Source organism: Actinomycetospora termitidis, from assembly GCF_030286555.1.
GTDB lineage: Bacteria > Actinomycetota > Actinomycetes > Mycobacteriales > Pseudonocardiaceae > Actinomycetospora > Actinomycetospora termitidis.
In genome coordinates this window covers 936,069-963,028 of the sequence record NZ_JASVWF010000003.1, presented here as the reverse complement: position 1 = coordinate 963,028, position 26,960 = coordinate 936,069, and the positions used below count along the sequence as shown (strand labels likewise).

Sequence of the window (26,960 nt, the reverse complement as noted above, 5' to 3'; positions counted from 1 at the left end):
GTCAGATCGCCCGCCCGACGGTGCGGCCGCTGAACAGGCAGCCGCCGAGGAAGGTGCCCTCCAGCGAGTTGTAGCCGTGCACCCCGCCGCCGCCGAACCCGGCGGCCTCCCCGGCCGCGTACAGCCCGGGCACCGGTGACCCGTCGCCGCCCAGCACCCGCCCGGACAGGTCGGTGTGCAGCCCACCGAGGGTCTTGCGGGTGAGGATGTGCAGCTTGACCGCCACGAGGGGCCCGGCGGCCGGGTCGAGGATCCGGTGTGGCGGAGCGACCCGGATCAACCGGTCGCCGAGGTAGCCGCGGGCGTTGCGGACCGCCGCGAGCTGGGCGTCCTTGCCGTACGGGTTGTCCAGCTCGCGGTCGCGGGCGAGGACCTGGCGCTCGACGTCCTCGAGGCGCAGCAACGGTTCCGGGGTCAGCGCGTTCATCCGGTCGACCAGCTCGGCGAGGGTCGAGGCCTGCACGAAGTCGGCCCCGCGGCGCTGGAACTCGCCGACCGGCCCGGTCGGGCCGGGGCGCCCCCGTTGCAGGGTGAGCCGGATGTCGCGGCCGGTGAGGTCGGGGTTCTGCTCGGAGCCGGAGAGCGCGAACTCCTTCTCCAGGATGCGCTGGGTGGTGACGAACCAGGTGTGATCGTGCCCGGTGCGCCGGATGTGCGCCAGCGTCCCCAGGGTGTCGGCGCCGGGGAAGAGCGGCGCGGGCAGGCGCTTGCCCGTCGCGTCGAACCACAGCGACGACGGCCCGGGCAGGATGCGGATGCCGTGCAGCGGCCAGACCGGGGAGTGGTTGGCGATGCCCTCGGTGTAGTGCCACATCCGGTCGCGGTGCACCACCGCGCCGCCCGCCGCCTCGGTGACGCCGATCATGCGGCCGTCCACGTGGGCGGGCACCCCGGAGATCATGTGCTCGGGCGGCGTCCCCAGCCGCGCCGGCCAGTACTTCCGGACGGTCTCGTGGTCACCGCCGATGCCTCCGCTGGTCACGACGACCGCTCCGGCGGCGAGCTCGAAGTCCCCCGTCTCCGTCCGCGAGCTGGACTGGCCGCGGGCCACGTCACTGGGTTCCAGCACCGCCCCCGCGACGCCGGTGACCACACCCGCCGTCGTCACGAGCCGGTCGACCCGGTGGCGGAAGCGCAGCTCCACGCGACCGTCCGCCACGGCCGCGCGGACGCGCCGCAGGAAGGGTTCGAGGATGCCGGGGCCGGTGCCCCACGTGATGTGGAAGCGGGGCACGGAGTTGCCGTGGCCGGTGGGGGAACCGGAGCCCCGCTCGGCCCACCCGACGACGGGGAAGAACCGGACGCCCTGCGCCCGCAACCAGGAACGCTTCTCCCCGGCGGCCCACTCGACGTAGGCCCGCGCCCACGCGCGGCCCTGCTCGTCGCCGGTCGCGTCGAACTGCGCGGAGCCCTGCCAGTCCGACCACGCCAGCTCGAGCGAGTCGTGGATACGGAGCCGGCGCTGCTCGGGGGAGTCCACGAGGAACAGCCCGCCGAAGGACCACCAGGCCTGCCCGCCGAGCGAGGCCTCGGGCTCCTGGTCGAGCAGGACCACCCGGCGGCCGGCGTCGGCGAGCTCGGCGGTGGCGACGAGACCGGCCAGGCCGGCTCCGACGACGACGACATCCGGGGTGGTCACGTCGTCATCATGCCGTCGTCACGGCATGGGGGTCAGCGCATCCCGAGCTTCTTGGTGCAGGTCGGCCAGGCCTTCCAGCCCTGCTCGTCCTGCACCTTCTTCGCGACGGCGATCTGCTCCTCGCGGCTGGCCTGGTCGGCGCTGGAGGCGTACTGCTTGCCGCCGAAGGCCTTCCACGTGGAGTCGGTGAACTGCAGGCCGCCCTTGAAGCCGTTGCCCGTGTCCGCGTCCCAGTTGTTGGTCGACTCGCACTTGGCGAGGCGGTCCCAGGTGGCGTTGCTGTCCGGGGAGGCGGACGCGCTCGGGGCGGCCATGGCGGTGCCCGCGAGGGCGACCGGGGCGGTGACCGTCGCGGCGGCGATGCCGACCTTGAGGGACGCGACGGCGAGGCTGCCCGTGGTCTCGGACAGCGTGGACGGCTTGCGGTGGCGACCGGACATACGTCGGCTCCAAGTCGAGTCGGGGACACTCGGGCCGGAATGCGTGGGGAGCGGACCGGCAGCGGGAACCGTAATCGAACCGAGACCTATCGTCACCTCGCGTGACCGTCGAGTCGCGGAATGTCGCGGTGAGTGGCGCGTGCCGCGCGGTGGGCGGCGAACGGAGCAACACCCGTCCGGCTGAATCGGCCGAACGGATGCTCAGCGCAGGAAGCCGACGGCGGCCCAGTGACCCCGCGCATCGTCCGGACCGGGCGGTCGCCCGGCCTCGGGGCGCCACTCCCCGGCCCAGGTGATCCCGGGCTCGACGAGGTCCACCCCGGCGAGGACGTCCGCCACCTCCGCCCGCGTGCGGGCCCGCGGGTCGCTGTGGGCGTAGCGGGCGGTGAGGCGCTCGATCCGGTCGGTCGCCCCCGGGTCGTCGGTCGTGTAGTGCGAGAGCGCCAGGGCACTCCCCGGGACGACGTGCGAGAGATAGGACGCGACGAGGCCGGCCGCGTCCCCGGGCACGTGCTGGAGCACCGAGAACGCGAGCACACCGACCGGCCGGCGCAGGTCGAGCAGTCCGGCCACCCCGGGTGCGGACAGCACGGCCTCGACGTCGGTGACGTCGACGGCGGTGTAGGTGGCCGTGGGCAGTGCCGCGAGCAGCTGCTGGCCGTGCATCGCGGCGATGGAGTCGATGTCGGTGTAGGCGACCCGCGCCCCGGCCCGGCTGCGGGCGATCACCTCGTGGACGTTGCCCATCGTCGGCACGCCCGAGCCCAGGTCGAGGAACTGGTCGATCCCCGCGGCGAGGAGGAAGCGGACCGCCCGGCGCAGGAACGCCCGGTTCTCCCGCACCAGGGCGACCACGTCGTGGCGCGCCGCCGTCAGCTCGTCACCGAGCTGCCGGTCGATCGCGCCGTGGGCCGCGCCGCCGAGCAGGTAGTCGTAGACCCGCGCCGAGCTCGGCTGCTCGAACTCGTCGGGGGAGGAGCCGACGGCGGCCACGCGACCGCGCTCGTCCGACGGCGGGCCGGGCTGGCCGGGGATCGACCCCGGTGGTAGCCCGAGCGTCGAGCGGGGAGCCGCGCCCCGCTCCGCGAGCCCGCCGGGGACGGCCGGGGCGGGCGCCACGGGTGCCGGACGGAGGCGACGCGTCGGCTCGAGCACCCGACCCCCTCCCGTCCGATCCCTCCCCATGGGGGCTGGATGTCGCTGTAGTAGGCGGGGATGCCCACGGCGGTGTCAAACGCCGCACCACGGACGGTCCAGTCGAATCGCCCCCGGACGACCCCGCAGGGTGACCGGCGCGCCGGGACGACCGGAACGTGCGCGCGCGTCCCGCGCCGTGACCCGGCTTCCGCACACCGACGGTGAGGGATCACGACTGCGTCACACCGCCCGACGTCCGAGCTGTTGGGAGAGGGTTCCGCGGGAGGTCACGTCGTCGTCGCTCACCCGGACCTCACAGCGGCAACCGTCGATCACGTGCGCGTCGCGGTCGTGACCGAGTCCTTCCTGCCTCAGGTCAACGGGGTCACCAACTCGGTCCTGCAGGTCATCGCCCATCTCCACCGACGAGGTCACGAGGGGCTCGTCCTGGCTCCCGGCGCCGGCCCCGACGAGGTCGAGGGGACCCCGGTGATCCGGGTGCCCGCGCTCGACCTCGCGCTGGTCGACTCCCTGCCGGTCGGCGTCCCCACCCCGGCGGTGCGGGCGACGCTCGAGGAGTTCCGGCCCGACGTCGTCCACCTGGCCTCGCCGTTCGTCCTCGGCGCCCGCGCGATCACGGCGGCGCGCCGGCTCCGGGTGCCGACGGTCGCGGTCTACCAGACCGACGTGGCGGGCTTCGCCGCGTCGTACGGCGTCGGGCTCACCGCGCGCGCCGCCTGGCGCTGGACCCGGCGGCTGCACGGCCGGGCGGACCGGACCCTCGCCCCGTCGGCGTGGGCGGTGGACGCGCTGCGCGAGCACGGCATCCCGCGGGTGCACCGGTGGGGCCGCGGGGTGGACACCGCCCGGTTCCGTCCCGCCTCCGAGCACACCGACGGCGGTGCGGCCGCGGCGACGCTGCGCCGCGAGCTCGCCCCGCGCGGGGAGATGCTGGTGGGCTACGTCGGGCGGCTCGCCCACGAGAAGCAGGTCGAGCGCCTCGCCGCCCTCACCGGGCTGCCCGGCGTCCGCACCGTGATCGTCGGCGACGGCCCCGCGCGCGCCCGGCTCGCCGAGCTGATGCCCGACGCGGCCTTCCTCGGCTTCCGCGGCGGCACCGAGCTCGCCACCGCCTACGCCGCGCTGGACGCCTTCGTCCACACCGGCCCCTTCGAGACCTTCTGCCAGACGGTGCAGGAGGCCAAGGCGACCGGCCTCCCGGTGATGGCGCCGGACGCGGGCGGGGTGCGCGACCTCGTCGAGCCCGGGGTCACCGGCTGGCTGTTCGACGCGGGGCCCGGCGGGGACGACACCGCGATCCGGGACCGGGTGCGGGACTGGCGGGACGACCCCGCGGCCCGGCGCCGCATGGGTCTCGCCGCCCGCGCGTCCACCACCGGCCGCACCTGGCCCGCCGTCTGCGAGGAGCTCCTGGAGCACTACACGGAACTCACCGCCGACGATTCACGCGGAACACACCGCGTCGTCACGCGCGGGTCGGCCGAACGGCGCACGGGCACCGTAGACACCGCGGCATGACCAGCACCGAGGTCCTGCTCACGACCGGGGCGAGCGCGTCGACGGGGCGCGACGCGACGCTCCCTGCCGCCCCGGCCGGACCGGCGCCCGCCGGGCCCGACATCTCCCGGCCCGGGGACTCCGGCGCCTCCGAGCGCTACAGCCTGCTCGTCTCCCGGGAGCGCACGCACGTCCGGGCGGCCCAGCGGCTGCGCCACGACGTCTTCGCGATCGAGCAGGGCGCCCGCCTCGCGCCCGGCGTCGCGGCGGACGAGGGCCGCGACGAGGACCGGTTCGACGCCTTCTGCGACCACCTGATGGTCCGCGACGACACCGACGGCCGGATCGTCGGCACCTACCGGATGCTCACCCCGGAGGGCGCGGCCGAGGCCGGCGGGCTGTACTCCGACACCGAGTTCGACCTGCGCCGCCTCGACCCCCTGCGCCCGCGCCTGGTCGAGGTCGGCCGTTCCTGCGTGCACCCCGACCACCGCACCGGCACGGTCCTCTCGCTGGTCTGGGCCGGGATGTGGCGCTACCTCATCCTCTCCGGGCACCGCTGGCTGGTCGGCTGCGCGAGCGTCCCGCTGACCGCGGACGGCGAACTGCCCGGTGCGGTGTGGTCGCTGGTGCGGGAGAAGCACTACGCGCCCGACGAGCGCCGGGTGATCCCGCACCGCCCGGCCCCGATCGGTCCCGACGACGGGCGTCGCGCGGCCCGCGCGCAGACCCCGCCGCTGCTGCGCGGCTACCTGCGCCTCGGCGCCGAGATCGGCGGTGCCCCCGCGGTCGACCCCGACTTCGGCGTGGCGGACCTGCTGGTCCTGCTCGACCACACCGCGATCGACCCGCGCTGGCGGCGCCACCTGCTCGGGGAGGACGTGTGACCGCCCCCGGGGTCTCCGGCTGGTTCCCCACCTCCCCCTGCACCCCCGCCTGCCTGCCGGTCCCCGTTCCCGACGACGGGTGGCCGCGGCTGCGGCGGCGGGTGCGGACGACGGCGCGCCTGATCGCGCTCGCGGTGGTCCTGCTCGCCGGCGTCCCGGTCGCGCTCCTCGCCCCGCTGCTCGGCCCGGCCCTCGTCGGCCGCGTGCAGGCGCTGTGGTGCGGTCGGCTGCTCGCGGCGGCCGGCGTCCGCACCGTGGTGACCGGCCCGCGCCCGGCGCCGGGCTCGCTCGTCGTCGCGAACCACGTCTCCTGGCTGGACGTGCTCGCGCTGAACCAGGTGTCGCCGGTGCGGATGCTGGCGAAGGCGGAGGTGCGCGACTGGCCGCTGATCGGCCCGATGGCCGCCCGCGCCGGCACCGTGTTCCTCGAGCGCGACCGGCTGCGCGCCCTCCCCGACGCCGTCGCGGCCGTGGCCGGTGCCCTGCGCGCCGGCGGGTCGGTCGGGGTCTTCGCCGAGGGCACCACCCGCTGCGGTCGCGATCTCGGCCGCTTCCGCCCGGCGGCGTTCCAGGCCGCGCTCGACGCCGGGGCGCCGATGGTGCCGGTGGCCCTCGCCTACGCGGACGCCGACGGGTCCCCCGACGCGTCCGCGGCCTTCGTCGGCGACGACGACCTGCTGTCTTCCCTGATCCGTGTCGCCGGAGCGCCCCGCACGCTGCTCACCGTCCGGGTGCTGCCGGGCTGGACCGGTGCGCTCGAGGGCGGGGACCTCCCGGGGGCCGAGCCGGCACGCCGGGGATGTGCCCGGCGGGCCGCGTCCGCGGTCACCGCGGCCCTGCCCACCCCCGATCCGGACGCGCGCCCGCTGCCCGCCGTGCACGCCCCGGCCCCGCCGGCCCGCGTGGCGGAGACGGTGCGGCGCTCGGAGGTGACCCGTGCCGCCTGACCCCGCGGACCCCGCCCGGGTCGAGGTACCGACCCGCGACTGGCGCGACGACGCCCGCTTCGCGGCCCAGTTCGTGCGCGCCCCCGTGGCCACGGCCTCGGTGTGGCCCAGCTCGTCGGCGTTGGCCCGGGCCGTGGCCGACGCGGCGCTGGGGCCGGAGGGCGCGCCGCCGGCCGACGGGGTGCCCTCCCCGCGCCCGCCCGGGGGAGGGGCCGGCGGACCCGTCGTCGTGGAGCTGGGCGCCGGGTCCGGGGCGTTCACCCACGAGCTGGCGCGACGCCTCGGCGGGCGCGGACGCCACCTCGCGGTCGAGCTGAACCCGGCGCTGGCCCACCGGCTCGCGGAGCGGCTGCCCGCCGTCGAGGTGGTGCCGGCCGACGTCGCCGAGCTGCCCACCCTGCTCGCGGTGCGCGGCCTGCCGTCCACCGGCGGCGTGGACGTGGTGGTCAGCGGACTCGGCTGGTCCGCGACCCGGCCCGGCCGGGACGACTCGCTGCTGCCCGTGGTGGCCTCGACCCTCGCCCGGGGCGGGGTCCTCGTGCAGTTCGGCTACACCTTCACCCGCTGGGCCGCCCCGGCGCGGGCGCTGGAGCGGGAGCTGCGTGAGCTCTTCGGCGAGGTGACGACCACGCCGACGGTGTGGCGCAACCTGCCGCCGGCGATCGTGCACCGCGCGGCGCACCCGGCCCGGACATGACACCGGCCCGGCACCGGGAGCCCTGACGCTCCCGGCACCGGGCCGGTCCCTCCCCCCCGGGTCAGCCGCCGATCACGGCCGTGACCTCGTTCGCCATGGCGGTGGCGTCGTCGCTCAGGGCCGACGCGGCGGCCTGCACCTTGCTGGAGCTGGACGAGCTGACGATCGTGTTCAGGTCGGTCAGCACCTGGTCGACCGCCGGCAGCATGCGGCTGTCGACCTGCGACCGCAGCTCGGGCGACAGCTGGACCGTCGACGCCGTGTCGCGGAAGCGCTGCAGCTCGTCACGGTAGGTGGCGACGTCGGCCTTGATGGCGTCCAGGTCGCCGCTGTGCTGGTCCAGGTTCTCGCTGAGCGTGGCGTCGGCCGCGGCGACGTCCAGCCAGCCCGAGAGCAGCTGGGCGCGTCCGGCCGTCTCGGCGCCCGTGGCGCCACCGGCGGTCGTGCCGGTGCCGGTGGTGCCCGTCCCGCCCGTCACCGGGGCGGAGGGGACGCTCGCGGCGGGGACCGGCGCCGCGGCGACCGGGGCGGGCGCCGGCGTGTAGGTCACGGTGGTGACCATCGAGAGCACCATGATCGTCGAGACGATGCCCATGATCGTGAAGACGATGCCGAGGGCGATGCCCGTGGTGGCGAGGCCCTTGCCGCGCTCGCCGGTCCGCGCGATCTGCCGGCGGGAGATCGCGCCGAGCACGATCGCGACCGGCGAGACCACGAACGCGGACACGACGGAGAGCCAGGACAGCGTGTTCAGCGGCGGCTGGACCATCGGCCCGGCGGGCGGCGGCACCGGCATCGCCGTGGTCGGCCCGGGCTGCCCGTAGCCCTGCTGCTGGGGGATCGCGCCGGGCGGCGGCCACCCCGAGGGCGGAGCCACGGGTGTGCCGCCGGCGGGGGTGGTGACGTCGGCGTCGACCGAGGTGTCGATCATCGGGGCGCGGGGGTCGGCCTGCTGGGTCATGACGGTTCTCCCTCGTTGCGGTGGCGCCTCGGTGGCGCCGGGCACGGGAGTACCGTCACTCTTCGTCTAACTCACTGCCAAGCAAATCCGACATCTGCCACTCGTATGGCCTAGTAAATATCACGCTCCGCGATAACAGCAGGTCAGCCCGTGGTGCCCGACGGACGGCGTGTACGGTCCCGCAACCGTCGGAGTCGTCGGGGCCGACCACCTGCCCCCGCCGACGTCCACCGACACGCGGTGCGACATGGTGTGTCGTGGCCCGTCGTCACGACGGTCACCGTCCACGATGGCACCATCCACGACCTGTGCAGGTGAGGAGAGAGGGAGACTCCCATGGCACTCCCGACGTTGACCCCCGAGCAGCGCGAGGCCGCCCAGGCCAAGTCGCGTGAGGCTCGTCAGGCCCGTTCGGCCCTGCTCGCCGGCATCAAGAGCGGCGACGAGACGATCCCGGCCGTGCTCGACCGCGGCAAGGAGGACCCGATCGCCGGCAAGACCAAGGTCTCGCAGCTCGTGCGCGCCCTGCCCGGCTACGGCCCGGCCAAGGCCGCCGCGGTGCTCGAGCAGGCCGGCATCCCCGAGGACCGGCGCGTCGCCGGCCTCGGCGCCCGTCAGAAGGAGGCGCTCGTCAGCGCCCTCGGCTGAGAGCCGTTCACGACGACGGGCCCGGTCACCTCGCGAGGTGACCGGGCCCGTCGTCGTCGTGTGGAGGGTGCGGGATCAGTCCCCGTCCGTCCCTGTCAGTCCCTGCCGGCCGGCAGGTCCTTGCTCACCGAGCCCAGGCTCGTCCCGATCGCCCAGCTGCCGAACGACAGCTTCCCGGCCTGGCCGATGGAGCTGTCGCGGTAGATGCCGGTCTTGACGTAGCTGTCCTTGCCCTCGTACATCGTCCCGGAGGGCGGCGCGTAGTCCGCGAAGCGCTGCACGCCGTCCTGCCAGGCGCTGACGGTCCCGTCCGAGGCCGAGAACTTCACCTTGAGCACGATGTGGGTCCACTGGCCGGGCGTGGCCGCGCCGACCTCCTTGGAGAACCCGCCGCCGTCGCCGTCGATGAGGAACTTGCCGTCCTGGACCTTGAGCTCCAGCGGCGGGGTGCCGGTGCCGTCGTTCTTGAACTGCGTGATCACCTGCCAGTCGGAGGTGTTCGCCGGGAAGTCCGGAGCGAGGCGCACCGAGAACCCGAAGTAGTACTCGTCGCCCTCGGACAGGCTCTTGAAGTCCGGCTCGACCTCGGAGCGCTTCCCGCCGCCGGGCATGAGGAAGTTCAGCAGACCTCCGGCCAGGGTCGGCGACTTCGCGCCCTGGTTGTTCCACGGCGTGGACTTGAAGTTCTTCATCCCCGCGGTGCGGAAGTCGGCGGACCACAGGGTCCGGCCGTCGTCGACCGGCGCCTTCGTCGTGGTCGTCGTGGCGGGCGCCTCGGTCGTCGGGGCCGGCGCGGTGGTGTGCGGGGCGACCCGCGGGGCCACCGACTCCGAGACCCCGGCGGGGGCCACCGCGAGGGTGTCCGGACGCTGCAGCTCCCCGGTGTCGGCCGGCGGGTCGGCGAGGAACGCCGGGCCGGTGCTGGCGGCGGCCACGCTCGCGCCGGCGAGGGCGCCGAACAGGGCGAGGGCCCCGGCCGCCCGCGTGGTGGTCGACGTGCGGGACCGCGGGGCGCGATGACCCGAGGTGCGCGGTGCCGGGGTCGCCGCCATGGCGTGCGGTGTCGGAGCGTGCGGTACCGGGGTGCGCGGTGCCGGGGTCGCCGCCGTCGGGGAGGCCGTGGTCCGGGGCGCCGTGAGCGGCGGGGCCACGGCGGTGGGTGCGGCGGCGGCGGGCACAACGGCGGTGGGCGCGCCGGCGGTGGGTGCGACGGCGGTGGGTGCGCCGGCGGTGGGCGTGCCGCCGGTGGGTGCGACGGCGGTGTGTTCCGCGACCGCGGCGCGGCGCCCCGGGGTCCCCTCGCGCGCCTCGGCGGCGGCGCGGGCGATCGCGGCGAGGTCGAGCGGGTTCGTGGCCGGGTCGTGGCGATGTCGCCCGGCGACCGGACGCGGGCCCGCGGGCGGGGCGTCCAGTGCCGCGGGCCACGACCCCGTGCGCGGGGTCGCGTCGGACCCGGAGCGGTGTCGAGCCATGCGTGGATGTCCTCGGTCGTGGCGCGCGGGACCCGGTCGAGGGGGAGCGAGCCGGTACCGCGTCGTCGCGGTGCGTCCACCTGTCCCACACGGGTTCGGGGGGCCGGGCTCGCCGGGACAGGTGGGCGCTTCGAGTCCGGGGCCGGCGCCGCTGGGGAGCCTGCCGGGAACCACCGTAGGGATCCCCGCGTCGGTCCACCGTGCGGGCGCGGGGACGCGCGCGAGGGTCCGGATCACGAAACGGTCACGTTCTCGCTGCTCACGGCGGGGTCGCGGCCGTGAGACGCGCTGGTCACGACGAACCGGTCGACGTGCGAGTGATGCACGTCACTCTCAAGTTGCTCCGAACGGCCTCCGGTGCGCCGACGCCCAGGTCGGAGCCGATGGTCGGTGTCCGTACCATCGCCGCCGAGGCGATCCACACCCCGACACGCGACCCCCGACGCGAGACGAGGACCATGACCGACGCTGCCCTGGATCCGCGTGACCTGCTCCCCGGTTCACGTGGCGAGCACCGGCTGCAGGAACGTCTCGGGACCGTGAACCGGGCCGAGCGCTTCTACGGCGACCAGGTCCGCGACCGTCTGCTCCCGACGATGATCGAGTTCGTCCAGCGGATGAGCATGATGTTCGTCGCGACCTCCGACGGGCACGGGGAGTGCGACAACTCGCTGCGCGCTGGACCCGAGGGCTTCGTCGAGGTCCTCGACGACCGGCACGTGGCCTACCCGGAGTACCGCGGCAACGGCGTGCTGGCGAGCCTGGGCAACATCGCCGAGAACCCGCACGTCGGGATCCTCATGGTCGACTTCGTCGAGGACCTCATCGGCCTGCACGTGAACGGGACGGCGCGCGTCGTCGAGGACGCGGAGCTGCGCGACGAGTACCCCGACCTGCCCGTCGACCCCGCCCCGGGGCGCCGGGCCGAGCTGTGGGTCGTGGTGGAGGTCGAGGAGGCCTACATCCACTGCCGCAAGCACATCCCGCGGATGGTGCCCACCGACCGGCGCCGGCGCTGGGGCACGGACGCGGCCGCGCCCAAGGGCGGCGACTTCTTCGGGTCCGCGGCCGCGCGTCGCGCCGAGGAGGCCGAGGACGCCGCCGGCGCGGAGCTGCCGGGCCGGCGGCTCGAGAGTGACCTCGGCGACGAGCCCGCCCCGTCCGGCGAGCGCGAGGGAGCGGGCGCGGCATCCTGATCGGATGAGCACCGCCGACCGCCACGCCTGGAGCCGTCCCGAACCCGAGCCCGTCGCCCCGGGCGTGCTGCGGGTGCCCCTCCCGCTGCCCTCGGACGCCCTGCGTGCGGTCAACGTCTACGTGCTCGACGACGGGCCCGGGCTGACCCTCGTCGACGGCGGCTGGACGCTGAGCCGCTCGCGCGACCTGCTGGCCGAGGCGCTCGCCGGGCGCGGCGCCGGGTTCGGCGACATCCGGCGCTTCCTCGTCACGCACATGCACCGGGACCACTACACGCAGGCCGTCGCGCTGCGCCGCGAGCTGGGCGTGCCGGTGGCGTTGGGCGCCGGTGAGCAGGACTCGATGGCGGCGATGGAGAGCCGGCCGGGCCCGTTCGCGCCGCAGGTCGCCGGACTGCGCGCCGCGGGGGCCGCGGCGCTGGCCGACCTGGTCGCCGGTGGACCCGGGGGCACCGCCGACGAGGAGTACGTGGACTACGCGGCCCCCGACCACTGGATCGTCGACGCCGAGGAGATCGCGGTCGGCGACACCGTCCTGACCGCGCTGGAGACCCCGGGGCACACCCGCGGACACCTGGTGTTCGAGGCCGACGACGTGCTCTTCGCCGGGGACCACGTGCTGCCGCACATCACGCCCTCGATCGGCTTCGAGCCGGCGCCGCGTCCCGGGGCGTTGCAGCGGTTCCTCACCTCGCTGGCCCGGCTGCGCGAGCGCCCGGACCGTCGCCTGCTCCCGGCGCACGGGCCGGTCGCGCCCAGCGTGCACGCCCGGGTCGACGAGCTGCTCGACCACCACGCGGCCCGGCTGGACACCATCGAGCGAGCGGTGCAGGACGGGACGTCCTCGGCCGCGGAAGTCGCCGGCGCGATCACGTGGACCCGCCGGGAGTCCAAGCTGGTCGACCTGGAGCCGTTCCACCAGGTGCTCGCGATCCTCGAGACCGACGCCCACCTCGAGGTCCTCGCCGCGCAGGGGCGGGTCACCCGGGTCGCCGACGAGGCCGGGGTGCACCGGCACGAGGTGCCCGGGGCCTGAGTCCCGGGGCCCGAGTCCCGGGGCCCGAGTCCCGGGGCCGGACGCCGGAGCCCGCCGAGGACACCGGTCCCGTCACGCGCGACGGCTATCCTCGATGGTCCGTCATCGCCGAACACGAGCGCGAACGAAGGTCGTCCTTGTCGCACCCCGCGTCCCCCGCCGCGCCGGAGGTCGAACCGGACCCGGATCCGGTCGCCGCCGAACAGCCCTACGTCTCGATGCTCTACGGGCGCCTCGACGTCCGTCGCCAGGAGACCGCGGAGCTGCTCGCCCGCGTGCTGCGCGACGAGACCACCGGGACGCCGCAGGCGGTCTCGGAGCGCGACGCGGCGGCCGCGATGTACTCCGAGCAGCTCGCCACGCTCTCGGCGGTGGAGGAGGGCCTGTGCTTCGGGCGGCTCGACGTCGAGCCGGAGGCGTTGACGGGCGACGCGGACCCCGAGACGCCGGGATTCGACCAGGAGACGGTCTACATCGGCCGGCTCGGGCTCCTCGACGAGGACCACGACTACGAGCCGCTGCTCATCGACTGGCGGGCCCCGGTCGCCCGGCCGTACTACACCGCGACGGCCGCGAACCCGGACGGCATCCGCCGTCGTCGCCACCTGCGCACCCGCAGCCGCAGGGTGCTCGCGGTCGACGACGAGATCCTCGACCTGCGCGAGGCGGCCGCGGCCGCGTCGCGGGGCCACCAGCGGCAGGGCCTCACGGGCGAGGCGACCCTGCTCGCCGCGCTCGGCGCCGGGCGCACCGGTCGGATGGGCGACATCGTCGCGACGATCCAGTCCGAGCAGGACCGGATCATCCGCTCGGGGGTGAACGGCGTGCTCGTCGTCGAGGGCGGGCCGGGCACCGGCAAGACGGCGGTCGCGCTGCACCGGGCCGCGTACCTGCTCTACACGCACCGCCGCCAACTCGCGAAGCGCGGCGTCCTGGTGGTCGGGCCGAACCCGACCTTCCTGCGCTACATCGAGCAGGTCCTGCCGTCGCTCGGGGAGACGTCGGTGCTCCTGCAGACCGTCGGCGAGCTCTACCCCGGGCTGGCCGCGCGCGGGCACGAGGCGCCGGAGCGCGCCGCCCGCAAGGGCGCCGAGGACCTGTCCAAGGTGCTCGCCGCCGCCGTCCGGGACCGCCAGGAGCTGCCCCGCCGGCCGGTCCGTCTCGTGGTCGACGGCGAGCCGGTCGAGATCGACCGGGACCTCGTCGCCCAGGCCCGCACCCGGGCCCGCCGCACCCGGCGGCCGCACAACGACGCGAAGCGCACCTTCGTCCGCGAGGCGATCGACCTGCTCGCGCGCCGGGAGCGGGACCGGATCAGCGCCCAGGGTTCGCACCCCGAGGTCCCGGACTCGGACCTGCGGCTGCTCGACCGCGGCGACCTCGCCGACATCCGGCAGACGATGCGCGAGGACGCCGACCTGATCGCCGCCCTCGACGGGTTCTGGCCGACGCTCACCCCGCCGCAGCTGCTGGCCGACCTCTACACCGACCGGAAGCGGATCACGGCGGCCACGCGCGGCTGGTCCGACGCCGACCGGGACCTGCTGCACCGCGACACCGGCCCGCGGCACCCGCTCGACCCGCAGTGGTGGACCCCGGCCGACGCGGTGCTGCTCGACGAGGCCGCGGAGCTGCTCGGCGAGGACGACACCGCCGAGCGCGAGCGCGCCGAGCGCAAGCGGGAGGCGGACGAGGCCTACGCCGCCGGAGTGCTGGAGATCCTCGCGATGGAGGAGGACTGGGACCCGGAGCTGCTGCGGCCCACCGACGTCGTCGACGCCTCCGTGCTCGCCGACCGGAGCAGCGAGGGCAGCTGGGCCAGCGCCGCCGAACGCGCCGCCGAGGACCGGACCTGGACCTTCGGGCACGTGATCGTCGACGAGGCGCAGGAGCTCTCGCCGATGGCGTGGCGCGTCCTGATGCGCCGCTGCCCGAGCCGCTCGATGACCCTGGTCGGCGACGTCGCCCAGACCGGGGCGCGCGACGGTGCCTCGTCCTGGCACTCCGTCCTCTCGCCCTACGTGGCCGCACGCTGGCGCCGCGAGGCGCTGACCGTCAACTACCGCACCCCCGCCGAGATCGCGGCGGTCGCCGCCGAGGTCCTGGCGGTCATCGACCCGGGGCAGACCCCGCCGGAGTCGGTGCGCGAGTCGGGTGTCCCGCCGCGGGCGGTCGGGGTGCCGGCCGACGACGTCGAGGCCCTCGTCCACCAGGTCGCGACGACGACGCGGGCCGCGGTCGACGAGGTGGTCGACGCCGAGGGCAACGGCCGCGTCGCCGTGCTGGCCCCGGGGACCCGGGTCGCGGCGCTGGCGGAGCGGTTGCGCGCCGACGGGCTCCTCGGTGAGGACGCCGCCGACGAGCGCGGCGGCTCCGACCTCGAGGTGGCCGTGGTGGTCTCCACGGTGTCCGACGCGAAGGGCCTGGAGTTCGACGCGGTCGTCCTGGCCGATCCGGAGGGCCTGGTCGCCGAGTCGCCGCGGGGGCTCAACGATCTGTACGTCGCCCTGACCCGGGCCACGCGCTCGCTCGACGTGGTCCACCCCGGGGCGTTGCCCGCGGTGCTCTCCACGCTGGCCTGACGGGGCCGACACGCCCGTCGGCGGCGCACTACCGGGCGGTCGGCGCAGCGGGGGCCTCCGCTCCGTCACGATCGGGACACCCCTGCTCACGGGTCCGTAACGGCGCGCGTCGCCGACCCGACGTCGTCGTTGACCAGGAATGAACCCGGGACGGGCACCGTGCGAACCGTGCGCACGGTGTCCTCCCCTGGGGGAGAATCGCAGGCGGGCCGTCGGCCCGGTGCCGGAGGCGGAGGGGGTGGCGCGGTGAGCACGACCGATGCCGGGCCGCCCACCACGGTCGGCGGGCGCTACACGGTCGGCGACCTGATCGGTCGCGGCGGCGCGGCCGACGTCTACCGGGCCCGCGACGAGCTCCTCGGCCGGGACGTCGCGATCAAGATGTTCGGCAGCGGCGGCGAGGTGGTCGCGGCGGCGAACGCCGAGGCCGGGGCGGCCGCCGACGAGGCCCCCGCGCCCGACGCGCCGGCGGAGGACCCCGATGCCGCCGAGAGTGCGCGCTACGGGCCGGGCAGCGGCGGGGCCCCGCGGGCCGTGGCGCCGCCGGCCGAGCTCGTCGGCGACCTCGAGGAGGGTTCGGACGCCCGCAACCGCCGCGAGGTGCTCACCCTGGCGGCGCTCTCGCACCCGGGTCTCGTCACGGTCTACGACGTCGGCGACGACCGCGGGCGCGCCTACTTCGTCATGCAGCTCATCGAGGGCGACACCCTCGCCCAGCGCATCCGCCGGGGCCCCCTGCCCCTGGGTGACGTGGTGGCCCTGGGGTCCGCGCTCGCGGACGCCCTCGGCTACGTACACCGGCGCGGCGTGGTCCACCGCGACGTCAAGCCGGGCAACGTCCTGCTCGACGCGGAGGGCCGGGCCCACCTGTCCGACTTCGGCATCGCGGCCGTCCGCGACGCCGCCCCGGTGACCGCGGCGGGCATGGTGATCGGCACCGCCTCCTACCTGAGCCCCGAGCAGGTGCGCGGCGAGGCGGTCACCCCCGCCGTCGACGTGTACGCGCTCGGCCTCGTGCTCATCGAGTGCCTCACCGGCCGCCGCGAGTACCCGGGCAACGCGCTCGAGGCCGCGGTCGCCCGGCTGCACCGCCGCCCGGCGGTGCCCGCGCAGCTCCCGGACTCGCTGCGCACCCTGCTGGTCGCGATGACCGCCGACGAGCCGGGGGCCCGCCCGGACGCCGACGAGGTGCTCGCCGCGATGCGCACGGTCTCGCGGGAGATCGGCCTCGACGCGGAGACGGTGCTCTCGCCGGCCCTCATGGCGGCACCGACCGGCGCGGTGCCCACCGCCGCCGGGCCGGCCAGCCATGCGTCCGTCGCCCCGGCCGCCCTCGCGCCGCTGCCCGCCGCCGAGGACGTGCCCACCGGCGCGGCGGCCACACCGGCCCGTCCGGCGCGCCGTGGCCTGCTCGTCGCCGCGGGCATCGCGCTCGCGGCGGTCCTGGTGGCGGGTTCCGCGCTGGCCTACACGCTGGTGTCGGGGGCGCGGGCCACCCCCTTGCCGCCGCCGGTGCCGACCTCGGTGCCGGCCCTCCCGGTCCCCGCGGCGATCGCCCCCACGACCACGACGCGCGTGGCGGAGCCGGTCGAGTCGACGAGGCCGCGGGCCACCGTCACGCGGACCCGCGTCCGCACCACCACGCCCACCCCGACGCCGGTGGCCCCGGTGGCCCCGGCGGTCCCGCCGGCCGCACCGGTGGTTCCACCGACGCAGGCCCCGACGGTCGAGACCCCGACGGGTCGCTCGGAGACGCCCCCGACCTCGAGCGACACCGAGACCGTGCCCCCGGCGCCGAGGATGGTCGCGGCCGCCGGGCCCTGATCAGCCCAGCGGGCGGGTGGCGGCCTCGACCGAGAGCGGCGCGCCGGTCGGCAGGAGCCCGATGACCGCGCGCGGCGCGGGCGAGAACGTCCGGCCCAGGCCGAGCGCCTCGGCGGTGGCCGCATCCGGCACGCCGTGCACCGTGCCGGTCGCCGACACCACCACCAGGGCCCCGTCCTCCTCCCGCACGGTCGCGCCGGTGCCCGGCAGCACGGCGCGGTCGACCCGGTCCCCGGAGCCGTCGGCCTGGCGCAGCGCGACACCCGGCGGCAGGGCGTCGACCGCGACGGAGACCGTGACGGGCGCTCCGGGCGCCGCCGTGCGGTCCGCGCACGCGGAGGGCGCCCGGTCGGGCGGGAGCGGCACCGGCGCGGGGTCGGGGAAGGCGCTCACGTCGACGGCGCGGGACACCGGGGCGTTCGCGACCTGCGCGGGGGCGACGGTGGGGATCGGCACGCCGGCCAGTGCCGGGTCGTCGAGGCGGATCAGCCGGGCGAGCAGTTCCGGGACGACCTGGACGCCGTCGGTCAGCACCAGCAGGTAGGTGTCGGCGTTCCCGGCACCGGCGACGCGGACCACCCCGCCCGCCCGTTCACCCGCGAGCTCCACCGGGACCGGCGCCCCGCGCCGGGCGATCGTCGGCGGGGTGATCGGCGGCGCCTCGGGCAGGGCGGCGAGGAAGCCGCTGCTCGCCGGTCGGGGCAGCAGACCTCCCAGCCCGAGTGCCTCCACGACGGCCGGGCGGGTGACGTCGAGCCGGGCCCGGGTGCCGCCCGCCACCAGCCAGTTCTGGCCGGCCCGGTCCACGACGACGAGGGCCTCGCGCGACGCCGGTGGACGCCCCGGCGGCCGCGCGGCCCCGATCACCGTCGTGGTGGTGCGCGGGCGGGCGGCACCGAGCGCCGGGTCGGGGGCGGTCGTGTCGCAGACCGACCAGACCGCGGGTCCGGGCAGGTCGGGCGGCGGCGGGGCGGGGGCGTCGACGATCCCCACCGGTCGGGCGCGCGGGGCTCCGGCGAGCACGTCGTCGGCGATCTCCACCGGGTCGCCGGGCGCGGGTCCGCCCGCGACGGCGGCCGCGGCCAGCCGGGCCGAGGCGAGGTTCGGGACGCCGATCAACGCGGGCGGGTCACCCCGGGTCACGACGGCGAGCGCGCCGGTCCGCTCCCCGACGACGATCGCGGACGTCCGCCAGTCGGCCGGCCGGTGCACCGCACCGACCACGGCCGCCGCCCCGAGCCCGAGCGCCGCGAGCAGCACGCCCGCGATCGTCGCCCGGGACTGCGACCGCAGCGGGTCGACGGTCGGCGCCGGGTCGCGCCGCACCAGCGCGGACGCGAGCCGGCGGGCGGAGAACCGGGCCGCGACCACCTGACCCGCGGTCGCCGCGCGACGTCCGGTGGGCTCGGGCGGCGGGGTCATGGCCCGGTGATCGTGGCACGGCGCCGGGCCCGGTGGGCCCGGAACGGGCACGGCGACCGCGACGGGAGCCGTCCGTGAGCACCGACGACCGGGACGCGTCGCGCGGGTGGTCGATGACGTCGGCTCGCGCCGGCGCGGCGTTGCGTCATGCACACGGGGCGGCCGCCGGACCGCGGTCCGAGGCCGCGGTGCATCGCGCACACGGTCGAGGGCACCGGTCAGCGCTCGTGGGTGCGTTGCGCGGCGCACACGGCGTGCCCTCGTGTCCGGGCTCGACGCGGCATTGCGTGCCGCAACGCGCGAGTGGCGGAAGGCGACCTCCACCGACCGTGTGCGCGCCGCAACTCGCGATCAGCGCGGCGGGCGCGCCGAGACGCGCAGCCGGATCGAGGCGTGGACGGCCTCGGTGCCGCGGTCGTCGCGGATCGCGACCTCCACCGTCACGTCCTCCTTGTCCGGCCCGAACGCCGGCGGCGTCGCCCACTGCGCGTCCGCGGTGACGGAGGTCGTCGCGGTCGCGAGGTAGCGCACCTCCATGCCGACCGGGATCCAGCGGTGGGTCGGCGGGACGGCGGCCTCGGCCAGGACGCCCATCGCGTACTCGGCCAGGTTGCACGAGGCGATCGCGTGCACGGTGCCGAGGTGGTTGTGCACCAGCCACCAGTTCGTCATCCGCACGCGGCTGTGCTTCTCGTCGAGCTCGGAGATGACCGGGGCCGCCGTCAGGAAGTACGGGGCCCGCAGCCAGACCGCCCCGCTGACGAGCAGGCGGCCGGGCAGTGAGCCGGAGAGGCGGTTCCAGGAGGACAGCACGGCACTCATGCCGGCAGAACCTACTCAGGGGTAACCGGCGGCGCACCCCCGTCTCCCGAGGCGACCCAGGTCCGGACGGCGGAACGTTCGACAGCCTCGCGACGGACAACGAGGGTTATGGAACATGAACCGGGGGCAGATAGAGGTGTGGAGCGGCCCCGGTGCCGCGGACCCTGAGGAGCATCCGATGCCCACGACACCCCGCCCCGCCATGGCCGCCGCCCTCGGGCTCGCCCCGCGCGACTGCTCGCCGGCCGCCCTCGCCGAGCGCCTCGTGCCCGTGCTGCGGGACCTCCCGTTCCCGGCCCGCCGCTGGCAGATCCTCACCGCGGGCGACCTCTACGGCGCCGACAACGTGACCCGGGAGCTCCTCGCGCGGGTGCCGGAGGCCGAGTACGCGACGCTGCCCGACGTCCTCAACGTCCTGTCCGCGGTCCTGACCGGTCGCCCGCTGCCGGTGACCCCCGCGATGCGCGGCCCGGTCCCGGCGCCCCGCACCGCGCGCCCGGGGGCTCCGGTCGTCCGGCCCGATGCCCCGGCCCGCCTCACCCACCGCGCGATCCCCGCCCGGCGCCCGCGGATGCCCCGGCCGGCGTAGGTCACGTCCGGGTCCAGCGGCGCCCGACCGTCTCGAACGGGACGTCGATCGGCTCCGCGACGTTGACGAGCTCGTCGAGGCGGGCGCGCGCGGCCCGGAACACCTCGTCCTGCGCGGCGGGCTCCAGTTCCAGGACGCCGCTGTAGGTGCACACCATCCCGGCGATCTCGTCGCGCGTCATCGGGCGGGTCCACGCGACCCGCACCGGGGTGAGGGTCTCGTCGGTGAAGCCGTGCCCCTCCGGGAGCGCGAACTCGAGCCCGCGGCGGGTGAGCCGTGCGGACCCGTCGGCGGCCGCGCGCCCGACGCCGCGGACCTCGGCGACCCACTCGACCGTCGGGTCGGCGCGGCTCCACAGGAGGCCCAGGGTGCCGCCCGGGCGGAGGACGCGGGCGATCTCGGAGGTGGCGGCCGCGGCGTCGAACCAGTGCCACGCCGACGAGGCGAGCACCGCGTCCACGCTCCCGGCGGCCAGCGGGAGGTGCTCGGCCGTGGCGCGCACCCTCCGGGCCCCGGTCACCCGCGCGAGCATGCGCGGGTCGGGCTCGATCGCGACGACGGCGGGTGGATCCGGCCGGGCGAGCACGGCGCGCGTCACCAGTCCCGTGCCGGCGGCCAGGTCGACGACGGTGCGTGCCGTCGCCGGGAAGACCCGGTCGAGCGCCTCGGGGTGCGGGCCGGGCCGGAGGCGGTCGTAGTCCTCGGCACGGGCGCCGAACGTCGTCGCACGGGTCACGGCCCCGACGCTAGGCGCGGCGCGACGGCACCGAAATGCCCGGCGGCGGATGTCCCGTTCGTCCTAGCCTCGGGCGCGTGGCGACGACGACCGACGGTGCATCCCGCCTGCCCCGCGCCGTCCGACCGCTGCGTCACCCGGCGTACCGGTGGCTCGCGGGCAACCTCGCGGCCTCGGTGCTCGCCGAGGGCCTGTGGGTGGTCGCCGTGGTGTGGCAGGTCATCGCGCTCGGCGGCGGGGCGACGGCGTTCTCCCTGGTCAGCGGGGCCCTGGCGCTCGGAGCGGTGCTGACGGCGCTGCTCGGCGGTGTCCTGGCCGACCGGCTCCCGCAGCGGCGCATCCTGCTCGTGGTGGCCGCGATGCAGGTCGGGGCCGTCGGCCTGGTCGCGGGGCTGTCGCTGACCGGCACGCTGGGCCTGCCCGCACTCGTGGTGGTGGCGGCCGTCATCGGGGTGGCCGGTGGACTCATGTTCCCGGCGTACTCCGCGGTCGTGCCGCGGCTCGTGCCCGCCGACGAGCTGCAGGCGGTCAACGGCCTCGAGGGCATGCTCCGGCCCGTCCTGCTCTCCGCGGTCGGACCGGCGATCGCCGGGTTCGTGGTGGCCGTGGCCGGACCCGGCGTCGCCCTCGGGGCGGTGGCGCTGGCGTCGGCGGTCGCGCTCGGGTGCGCGTCCATGCTCCCGGCCACCCCGGTGCTCGAACGGGGGGACGGCGCCGCCCCGACCGCACTCGCGGACCTGCGGGAGGGGTTCCGCTACATGCTGGTGACGCGCTGGCTGCTCGTCACGCTCGTGTTCGCCTGCCTGATGATCCTCGCGGTGCTGGGCCCGCTCGAGGTCCTGGTGCCGTTCGCGGTCAAGGACCGGGCCGGGGGCGGTCCGGGGGAGCACGCCCTGGTGCTCGCCTGCTACGGCGCCGGCGGGGTGGTCGGTTCCTTCGCCGCCGGGTCGTTGCGCACGCCGCGGCGCTACCTCACCGCGATGATCGTCATGTGGTCGGTGGCGTCGCTGCCGCTGGCGGTCTTCGGTCTGGCCACGTCCCTGTGGCCGATGGCTGTCGCGGGATTCCTGATCGGGGCCCTGTTCTCGGCGCCCCAGGTGATCTGGGGGACCCTGCTGCAACGGCGGGTCCCGCCCGAGCTGCTCGGCCGGGTCTCGAGCCTGGACTTCTTCGTGTCGCTCGCCTTCATGCCGGTGTCGATGGCCCTCGCGGGGCCGATCAGCGGCGCCGTCGGCCTGGAACCGGTGTTCGTCGTCGCGGCGCTGGCGCCACCCGTGATCGGGGCGGTCGCGCTGCTCGTCGGACGGCTCGGTCCCGACGAGCTCGACCACCCGCTCGACGTGCCCACCGGCCCGGCCGCCACGGGGGCGACCGGGCCGGGAGGGCCTGCCGAGGGGATCAGCTCGTCGTCGGGCTCGTGAGGTCGTAGACGGTCTGACCGCCGACGGTCGTCGCGGCGTAGTGCTCCTGCACCCACGTGGTGATCTGCGAGCCGACCGAGTCCGTCCCGCCCCGGCCGCGCATGCCCCCTCCGTCGCCCGACGCGACGAGGTAGTGCACCTCGCCGGCGACGACCATCGCCTGGAACTCCTCCAGCGTCGGGGCGGCGTCGGACCCGCTCCACCCGCCGATCGCCATGACGGCGGTCCCGCTGGCGAGCTCCAGCGACGCGGCGCCCTGGGACCCGACGACGGCGGCCGACCAGGTGGTGCCCGCGCCCTGAAGCAGCGTGGTCAGCTCGGCGGACGCCGTCGTCGTGCCGCCGGGGCCGCCACCCTGCTGACCACCCTGCTGAGCGCCCCCGTCGGGACGGGCGCCGGACGGCGGCTGCCCGCCCTGGCCGCCACCGTCCTGCCCGCCACCGCCCGGGCCGCCCTGGCCGCCGTCGGCGCTCGCCGGACCGGCGGACACGATCGAACCGGAGTGCGTCGTCGCCGCGGTGTCCACCGCGTAGGCCACGGACCCGCCGGCGCCCGCGAGGACGGCGCCGACCAGCAGCACCGGCAGGGCCCGCCGCGCCCAGGCGTGCCGGGTGACCGCGCCGGCCAGCAGGCCGACGACCGCGACGATCCCGACGACCGCCACCACCCACCGCAGCCACGGGAGGAACTCCGGCGTGCGGCGCAGGAGCACGACGCTCCAGGCCGTGGTGGCCGCGAGCGCCGCGACCAGGGCCAGCCGGGCGGTCAGCAGCTCACGGCGCCGCCACAGCAGGGTGCCGCCGACGGCGAGCGTCCCGGCCAGTCCGGGGGCCATGGCCACGGCGTAGTACGCGTGCACCGTGCCGCTCATGAAGCTGAACACCAGCGCGTGCACCAGCAGCCAGCCGCCCCACAGGACGAGCGCGGCCCGCGTGCGGTCGGTCCGCCCGGCACGCCACGTGACCGCGAGCCCCGCGACCAGCACGATCAGCGCGGCCGGGAGCAGCCAGCTGATCTGGCCGCCGAAGGACTCGTTGAACATCCGGGTGATCCCGGTGGAGCCGCCGAAGCCGGTGTTGCCTGAGCCGTCACCCGGGCCGCCCCCGCCGCCGTTGCCCTCGCCGCCCAGGATGCGGCCGAGCCCGTTGTAGCCGAGGACGAGATCGAGGAACGAGTCGTCGGTCGACCCGCCGATGTACGGGCGGGAGTCGGTCGGCCAGAGGTCGACCAGCAGGACGTACCAGCCGACCGAGGCGACCATCGCGCCGAGCCCGACGGCCAGCATGGCCAGGCGTCGCCGCCAGGTGACGGCGGCCGCCAGCACGATCACGACGGCGAGGGCGGGGAGCACGAGCCAGGCCTGCAGCATCTTCGTCAGGAACCCGAGGCCGAGCAGGGCGCCGGTGGCCGCGGTCCACCCCAGGCCGGCCCGGCGGTGGGCGACGTCGATCGCGCGGACGGCCGTGTACGCGGCCGCCGTCATGCACAGCACCAGCAGCGCGTCCGGGTTGTTGAAGCGGAACATCAGCACCGCGACCGGCGTGAGCGCGAGCAGCGCCCCGGCGAGCAGGCCCGCGTCCGGGCCGGCCCACCGCCGGACCGCAACGCGCAGCAGCGCCACCGAGGCCACGCCCATCAGGGCCTGCGGGACGAGCATCGACCACGAGGTGAAGCCGAAGATGCGCCCGGACAGCCCCATGACCCACAGGGCGGCCGGCGGCTTGTCGACGGTGATGAAGTTCGAGGAGTCCAGCGACCCGAACAGCCACGCCTTCCACGACTGCGTGCCGGCCTGCACGGCCGCGGCGTAGAACTCGTTGGCGTTGCCGCTCGCCCCCAGGTTCCACAGGTAGAGCACCGCGGTGCCGAGGAGCAGGACGAGGAGCAGCGGCCGCTCCCATGGTGGGGTGGACGCGGGTCCGCGCCAGAGGCGGGACGGGGACCGGGCGGGGAGCGCGTGACGCCCGGGTGCACCCGGTGCCCGCCGGGGCGCGGGCCCGGTGCGGAGGTGGGTCGTCGTGGTCATGGTGACGACCCTGCAGGGCCGGGATGTCCGGTTCCTGGGCCGATGTTGTGCCGTGGCTGTGAGCGACTGGATCGATCGAGAGTCCGGCCGTCATGAGTGTTGAGTGAGGCGTGCGGGCCAACCGTGATGCGATCCCGCCCCACGTCACGGTGACGCGGGGGTGATTTGTGGGAACCATGGTGCAGTGAGCGGAACCACGGGCGGGGGGCGGCGCGTGCGCCTGTTCGTCCGGAGCCTGGTCGTCGCGGTGTCGGCGGCCGTGCTCGCGGTGTCCGCGTTCGCCTGGATCCAGGTGCGCCAACTGGATCGATCCACCGCCTCGGCCTCGGTCATCCAGACGCCCGTCGCCGCCCCGCCCACGGCCGAGCAGAACATCCTCCTGCTCGGGGTGGACAGCCGCACCGACCCGCAGGGGAACCCCCTCCCGCCGCAGCTCCTCGACGCCCTGCACGCGGGGGACACCGGCGACGGCGGGGACACCGCGGACTCCATCACCGTCGTGCACATCCCCGCCGGTGGCGGCCGGGCGACGGCGATCTCGATCCCGCGGGACTCCTACGTCCGGCTCGCCGACGGCTACGGTCAGCACAAGATCAACTCCGCCTACTCCCGGGCGGCGGCGTACACCACCGACTCCCTGACGACGACGAGCACCGGGGGTGCGGCCACCTCGCCGTTCGCGCCCGAGTCCGGTCCGTCCGCCTCGCCGGACGACCCGTCCGTGCGCCGGGCCGCACTCGAGGCCGGCGCCCGTCTGACGGTCGAGTCCGTCGAGGCGCTGACCGGCCTGCCCATCACGCACTACGCCTCGGTCAACCTCGCGGGCTTCGCCGACGTCAGCCAGGCCCTCGGGGGCGTGCCGGTGTGCCTGCGCGCCCCGGTCGACGACCCGTACTCCGGCCTGCGCCTCCCCGCGGGTCCGCAGGAGGTCTCCGGCGCCGAGGCGCTCGCGTTCGTCCGGCAGCGCCACGGCCTGCCCGGCGGCGACCTCGACCGCATCACCCGGCAGCAGACCTTCCTCGCGAGCGCCACCCGCCAGCTGCTGTCCGCCGGCACCCTCGCGAACCCGTTCGCGCTCGACCGGCTCTCCGGCGTGCTCGGTCGCTCGGTCACCCTCGACGATCGCTGGGACGTGCTCTCCTTCGCCGGGCAGCTGCAGGGGATCTCGGCCGGCGCGGTGACCTTCCGGACGATCCCGACCGGAGACCCCTACCTCCAGACCGCCTCGGACGGCACCGCGGTGGAGGTCGACCCGACCCAGGTCCGCCAGTTCGTCGACGACTCGATCGCGGTGGACGCCGGGAAGCGTCTGCCGACCCCGGAGCCGATCGGGTGGTCCGACGCGGCGCGGGCGCACGCGGCGGAGGTCGGGGACGACTCGTCGGGTTCCGGGACGGACGACCCGACCACGTCGGCGTCCACGACGACCGTCCAGGCCGCCGCTCCCGCGCCCGTCACCCCGCCGATCACCGCCGCCGCACCGGGGTGCATCAACTGAACCGCACCGACCGCCTCTACGCCCTCGCCGAGGAGCTGCGGGCGGTCGCGCCCCGTCCGCGGAGCGCCCGGTGGCTGGCCGCGCGGTTCGAGGTGAGCGTGCGGACCGTGGAGCGCGACCTCGACGCCCTGAAACAGTCCGGGGTGCCGATCACCGCCGACACCGGCCGGTCCGGGGGCTACAGCCTCGACCGGGCCCGCACCCTGCCGCCGCTCGCGCTCACCGCGGGCGAGGCCCTGGCCGTCGGGATCGCGCTGCGGTCGGCGGCGTCCTCCCCGTTCGCCGGCGCCGCCCGGTCCGCGGCCCGGAAGGTGCTGGCCGGGCTGTCCCCGGACGTCCGTCGTCGGGAGGAGGTGCTCGCCGCCCGGGTGCACACCGTCGGAGACGTCGAGGCCCCCGCCGGGACCCCGACCGACACCCTCGCGGACGCCGTCGCCTCCGGCCGCGTGCTCCGGCTCGCCTACACCGACTCCGCCGGACACGACTCGCAGCGCGACGTCGAGCCGCTGGGGCTCCTGTGGGGCACGCGCGGCTGGTACCTGATGGCGTGGTGCCGCCGGCGCGAGGGCGTCCGCGGATTCCACGTCGGGCGGATCACGGCGGTGACGGAACTGGCCGAGCACGCACCACCCCGAGACGCCGACCTGCGTCGTGAGCTGGACCGGCTGGACGCGGACCCGCTGCGGACGTGACGGCGAACACCGACAGCACGGTGTCGCGGTCGCGTCCGACGCTCGGTGCATGACCGAGACGAGCACCGTCCCCGCCGTCCCCGACCTCGCCCTCCGCTGGTGCCGCATGTGGAACGCCGAACCCACCCTGGCCCACGAGTTGCTGACCCCGGACGCCGTGCAGTGGTCCGGGCTCACCCCCGGCCTCGACGACCTCGTCGGCCCGGAGCCGACAGTGCCGTTCATGACCCGTTGGGCGATCGACCCGGGCCCGCGCTTCACTCCCCGCCTCGCCGCCGCGGACGGCGCCGGGTGGCTGGCGTACTGCTGGGACGCCGTGCTGCCCGACGGCCGGATCCTCTCCGGCCTGGACGTCAACGCCCTGCGCGACGGGCGGGTCGCCGAGAACTGGACCATCGCCGGCGACCGCCGGATCACCGCCGCGGACCCCACCCCGCGGTCGGCGTCCCGGGATGTCCTGCTCGGCGTCGCCCGCGGCTGGGCGCGCGGGACGGAGGCGGTCCTCGCACCCGACGTCGTCCTGCACTCGCGGCTCGCCGAGGTCGGTGACGTCGACGGGCGGGACGCCGTGGCGGCGGTGCTCCGTGCCCGGGGTGCGGCCGCGGTCCACCGGGAGCCGATCGTGGACCCGGACCGCGGCACGGCGACCGTGATGTGGACCGCGCCCACCGGCGGGAACGGCCTGGACCTGCTCGTCGTGCGCGACGACCGGGTCGTCGACGTCCGGTCGTTCCCGGCGGCGCGACCGTTCCGGTATTGAGCCCGCGCCG

Annotated in this window: 23 protein-coding genes; 14 read left to right on the top strand and 9 right to left on the bottom strand. The window is 76.1% G+C overall.

Annotated features, from left to right (window positions below):
* Nucleotide 1: 1 nt before the first annotated feature.
* From QRT03_RS18100 to QRT03_RS18090, 3 genes are all read right to left on the bottom strand, one after another.
* Complete coding sequence (locus QRT03_RS18100) at nt 2-1,639, bottom strand: FAD-binding dehydrogenase (protein ID WP_286054334.1); 1,638 nt, start codon at nt 1,637-1,639, stop codon at nt 2-4.
* Nucleotides 1,640-1,671: 32 nt separating this feature from the next.
* Nucleotides 1,672-2,079, bottom strand: a complete 408-nt coding sequence (locus tag QRT03_RS18095; RefSeq protein ID WP_286054333.1) for a transglycosylase family protein — start codon at nt 2,077-2,079, stop codon at nt 1,672-1,674.
* Between the two features lie 201 nt (nt 2,080-2,280).
* Complete coding sequence (locus tag QRT03_RS18090; protein WP_286054332.1) at nt 2,281-3,234, bottom strand: SAM-dependent methyltransferase; 954 nt, start codon at nt 3,232-3,234, stop codon at nt 2,281-2,283.
* A gap of 318 nt (nt 3,235-3,552) precedes the next feature.
* On the opposite strand from QRT03_RS18090, the gene QRT03_RS18085 reads away from it, so the two are divergent.
* Genes QRT03_RS18085 through QRT03_RS18070 form a run of 4 tightly spaced genes read left to right on the top strand, consistent with a single transcriptional unit; the run spans nt 3,553 to nt 7,265 of the window.
* On the top strand, nt 3,553-4,755 hold the full coding sequence (locus QRT03_RS18085) for a glycosyltransferase family 4 protein (protein ID WP_286054331.1): 1,203 nt from the start codon (nt 3,553-3,555) through the stop codon (nt 4,753-4,755).
* Nucleotides 4,752-5,621 carry a GNAT family N-acetyltransferase gene (locus QRT03_RS18080; RefSeq protein ID WP_286054329.1) on the top strand — a complete coding sequence of 290 codons (870 nt, stop codon included), beginning with the start codon at nt 4,752-4,754 and terminating at the stop codon, nt 5,619-5,621. Before QRT03_RS18085 ends, QRT03_RS18080 begins: the two co-directional genes overlap by 4 nt.
* The gene (locus QRT03_RS18075; RefSeq protein ID WP_286054328.1) at nt 5,618-6,568 is read left to right on the top strand and encodes a lysophospholipid acyltransferase family protein; all 951 of its coding nucleotides are present in this window, start codon (nt 5,618-5,620) and stop codon (nt 6,566-6,568) included. The genes QRT03_RS18080 and QRT03_RS18075 overlap by 4 nt, the downstream gene beginning before the upstream one ends.
* The gene (locus tag QRT03_RS18070; protein WP_286054327.1) at nt 6,558-7,265 is read left to right on the top strand and encodes a class I SAM-dependent methyltransferase; all 708 of its coding nucleotides are present in this window, start codon (nt 6,558-6,560) and stop codon (nt 7,263-7,265) included. The genes QRT03_RS18075 and QRT03_RS18070 overlap by 11 nt, the downstream gene beginning before the upstream one ends.
* A gap of 61 nt (nt 7,266-7,326) precedes the next feature.
* On the opposite strand, the gene QRT03_RS18065 is transcribed toward QRT03_RS18070, so the two are convergent.
* Nucleotides 7,327-8,226, bottom strand: a complete 900-nt coding sequence (locus QRT03_RS18065) for a DUF4190 domain-containing protein (protein ID WP_286054326.1) — start codon at nt 8,224-8,226, stop codon at nt 7,327-7,329.
* A 336-nt stretch (nt 8,227-8,562) separates the two neighbouring features.
* Between QRT03_RS18065 and mihF the strand changes: the two genes are divergently transcribed.
* Entirely contained in the window at nt 8,563-8,874 is a 312-nt protein-coding gene (gene mihF, locus QRT03_RS18060) for an integration host factor, actinobacterial type (RefSeq protein WP_286054325.1), read from the top strand.
* A gap of 95 nt (nt 8,875-8,969) precedes the next feature.
* On the opposite strand, the gene QRT03_RS18055 is transcribed toward mihF, so the two are convergent.
* Nucleotides 8,970-10,346, bottom strand: a complete 1,377-nt coding sequence (locus tag QRT03_RS18055) for a heparin lyase I family protein (RefSeq protein WP_286054324.1) — start codon at nt 10,344-10,346, stop codon at nt 8,970-8,972.
* Nucleotides 10,347-10,804: 458 nt separating this feature from the next.
* On the opposite strand from QRT03_RS18055, the gene QRT03_RS18050 reads away from it, so the two are divergent.
* The 4 genes from QRT03_RS18050 (at nt 10,805) to QRT03_RS18035 (ending at nt 16,984) form a co-directional block, all read left to right on the top strand.
* Nucleotides 10,805-11,542: a pyridoxamine 5'-phosphate oxidase family protein gene (locus tag QRT03_RS18050; RefSeq protein WP_286054323.1), complete on the top strand. Its 738-nt coding sequence runs from the start codon at nt 10,805-10,807 to the stop codon at nt 11,540-11,542.
* 4 nt (nt 11,543-11,546) lie between these two features.
* Nucleotides 11,547-12,578, top strand: coding sequence for an MBL fold metallo-hydrolase (locus QRT03_RS18045; protein ID WP_286054322.1), 1,032 nt, complete (start codon nt 11,547-11,549; stop codon nt 12,576-12,578).
* Between the two features lie 137 nt (nt 12,579-12,715).
* On the top strand, nt 12,716-15,160 hold the full coding sequence (locus QRT03_RS18040; RefSeq protein ID WP_286054321.1) for a HelD family protein: 2,445 nt from the start codon (nt 12,716-12,718) through the stop codon (nt 15,158-15,160).
* Nucleotides 15,161-15,406: 246 nt separating this feature from the next.
* The gene (locus QRT03_RS18035; RefSeq protein WP_286054320.1) at nt 15,407-16,984 is read left to right on the top strand and encodes a serine/threonine-protein kinase; all 1,578 of its coding nucleotides are present in this window, start codon (nt 15,407-15,409) and stop codon (nt 16,982-16,984) included.
* Here QRT03_RS18035 and eccB read toward each other — a convergent pair whose 3' ends face one another.
* Nucleotides 16,985-18,406 (bottom strand): type VII secretion protein EccB, encoded by a 1,422-nt coding sequence (gene eccB, locus QRT03_RS18030; protein ID WP_286054319.1) that lies wholly within the window; start codon nt 18,404-18,406, stop codon nt 16,985-16,987.
* A 351-nt stretch (nt 18,407-18,757) separates the two neighbouring features.
* Nucleotides 18,758-19,228: a hotdog fold domain-containing protein gene (locus tag QRT03_RS18025; protein WP_286054318.1), complete on the bottom strand. Its 471-nt coding sequence runs from the start codon at nt 19,226-19,228 to the stop codon at nt 18,758-18,760.
* A gap of 178 nt (nt 19,229-19,406) precedes the next feature.
* On the opposite strand from QRT03_RS18025, the gene QRT03_RS18020 reads away from it, so the two are divergent.
* The gene (locus QRT03_RS18020; protein ID WP_286054317.1) at nt 19,407-19,817 is read left to right on the top strand and encodes a hypothetical protein; all 411 of its coding nucleotides are present in this window, start codon (nt 19,407-19,409) and stop codon (nt 19,815-19,817) included.
* A 1-nt stretch (nt 19,818) separates the two neighbouring features.
* On the opposite strand, the gene QRT03_RS18015 is transcribed toward QRT03_RS18020, so the two are convergent.
* Complete coding sequence (locus tag QRT03_RS18015; protein ID WP_286054316.1) at nt 19,819-20,553, bottom strand: class I SAM-dependent methyltransferase; 735 nt, start codon at nt 20,551-20,553, stop codon at nt 19,819-19,821.
* Nucleotides 20,554-20,630: 77 nt separating this feature from the next.
* Here QRT03_RS18015 and QRT03_RS18010 point away from each other — a divergent pair, with 77 nt between their 5' ends.
* A complete protein-coding gene (locus QRT03_RS18010) occupies nt 20,631-21,974 on the top strand; it encodes an MFS transporter (protein WP_286054315.1) in 1,344 nt (447 codons plus the stop codon).
* Here QRT03_RS18010 and QRT03_RS18005 read toward each other — a convergent pair.
* Entirely contained in the window at nt 21,952-24,000 is a 2,049-nt protein-coding gene (locus QRT03_RS18005; protein WP_286054314.1) for a glycosyltransferase family 39 protein, read from the bottom strand. The genes QRT03_RS18010 and QRT03_RS18005 overlap by 23 nt on opposite strands.
* Nucleotides 24,001-24,184: 184 nt before the next feature.
* Here QRT03_RS18005 and QRT03_RS18000 point away from each other — a divergent pair, with 184 nt between their 5' ends.
* The 3 genes from QRT03_RS18000 to QRT03_RS17990 are packed head-to-tail and all read left to right on the top strand — an operon-like array spanning nt 24,185 to nt 26,950.
* Nucleotides 24,185-25,498 (top strand): LCP family protein, encoded by a 1,314-nt coding sequence (locus tag QRT03_RS18000; RefSeq protein ID WP_286054313.1) that lies wholly within the window; start codon nt 24,185-24,187, stop codon nt 25,496-25,498.
* On the top strand, nt 25,486-26,190 hold the full coding sequence (locus QRT03_RS17995) for a helix-turn-helix transcriptional regulator (protein ID WP_286054312.1): 705 nt from the start codon (nt 25,486-25,488) through the stop codon (nt 26,188-26,190). The genes QRT03_RS18000 and QRT03_RS17995 overlap by 13 nt, the downstream gene beginning before the upstream one ends.
* A 49-nt stretch (nt 26,191-26,239) precedes the next feature.
* A complete protein-coding gene (locus QRT03_RS17990) occupies nt 26,240-26,950 on the top strand; it encodes a hypothetical protein (RefSeq protein WP_286054311.1) in 711 nt (236 codons plus the stop codon).
* The last annotated feature ends 10 nt before the right edge of the window (nt 26,951-26,960 follow it).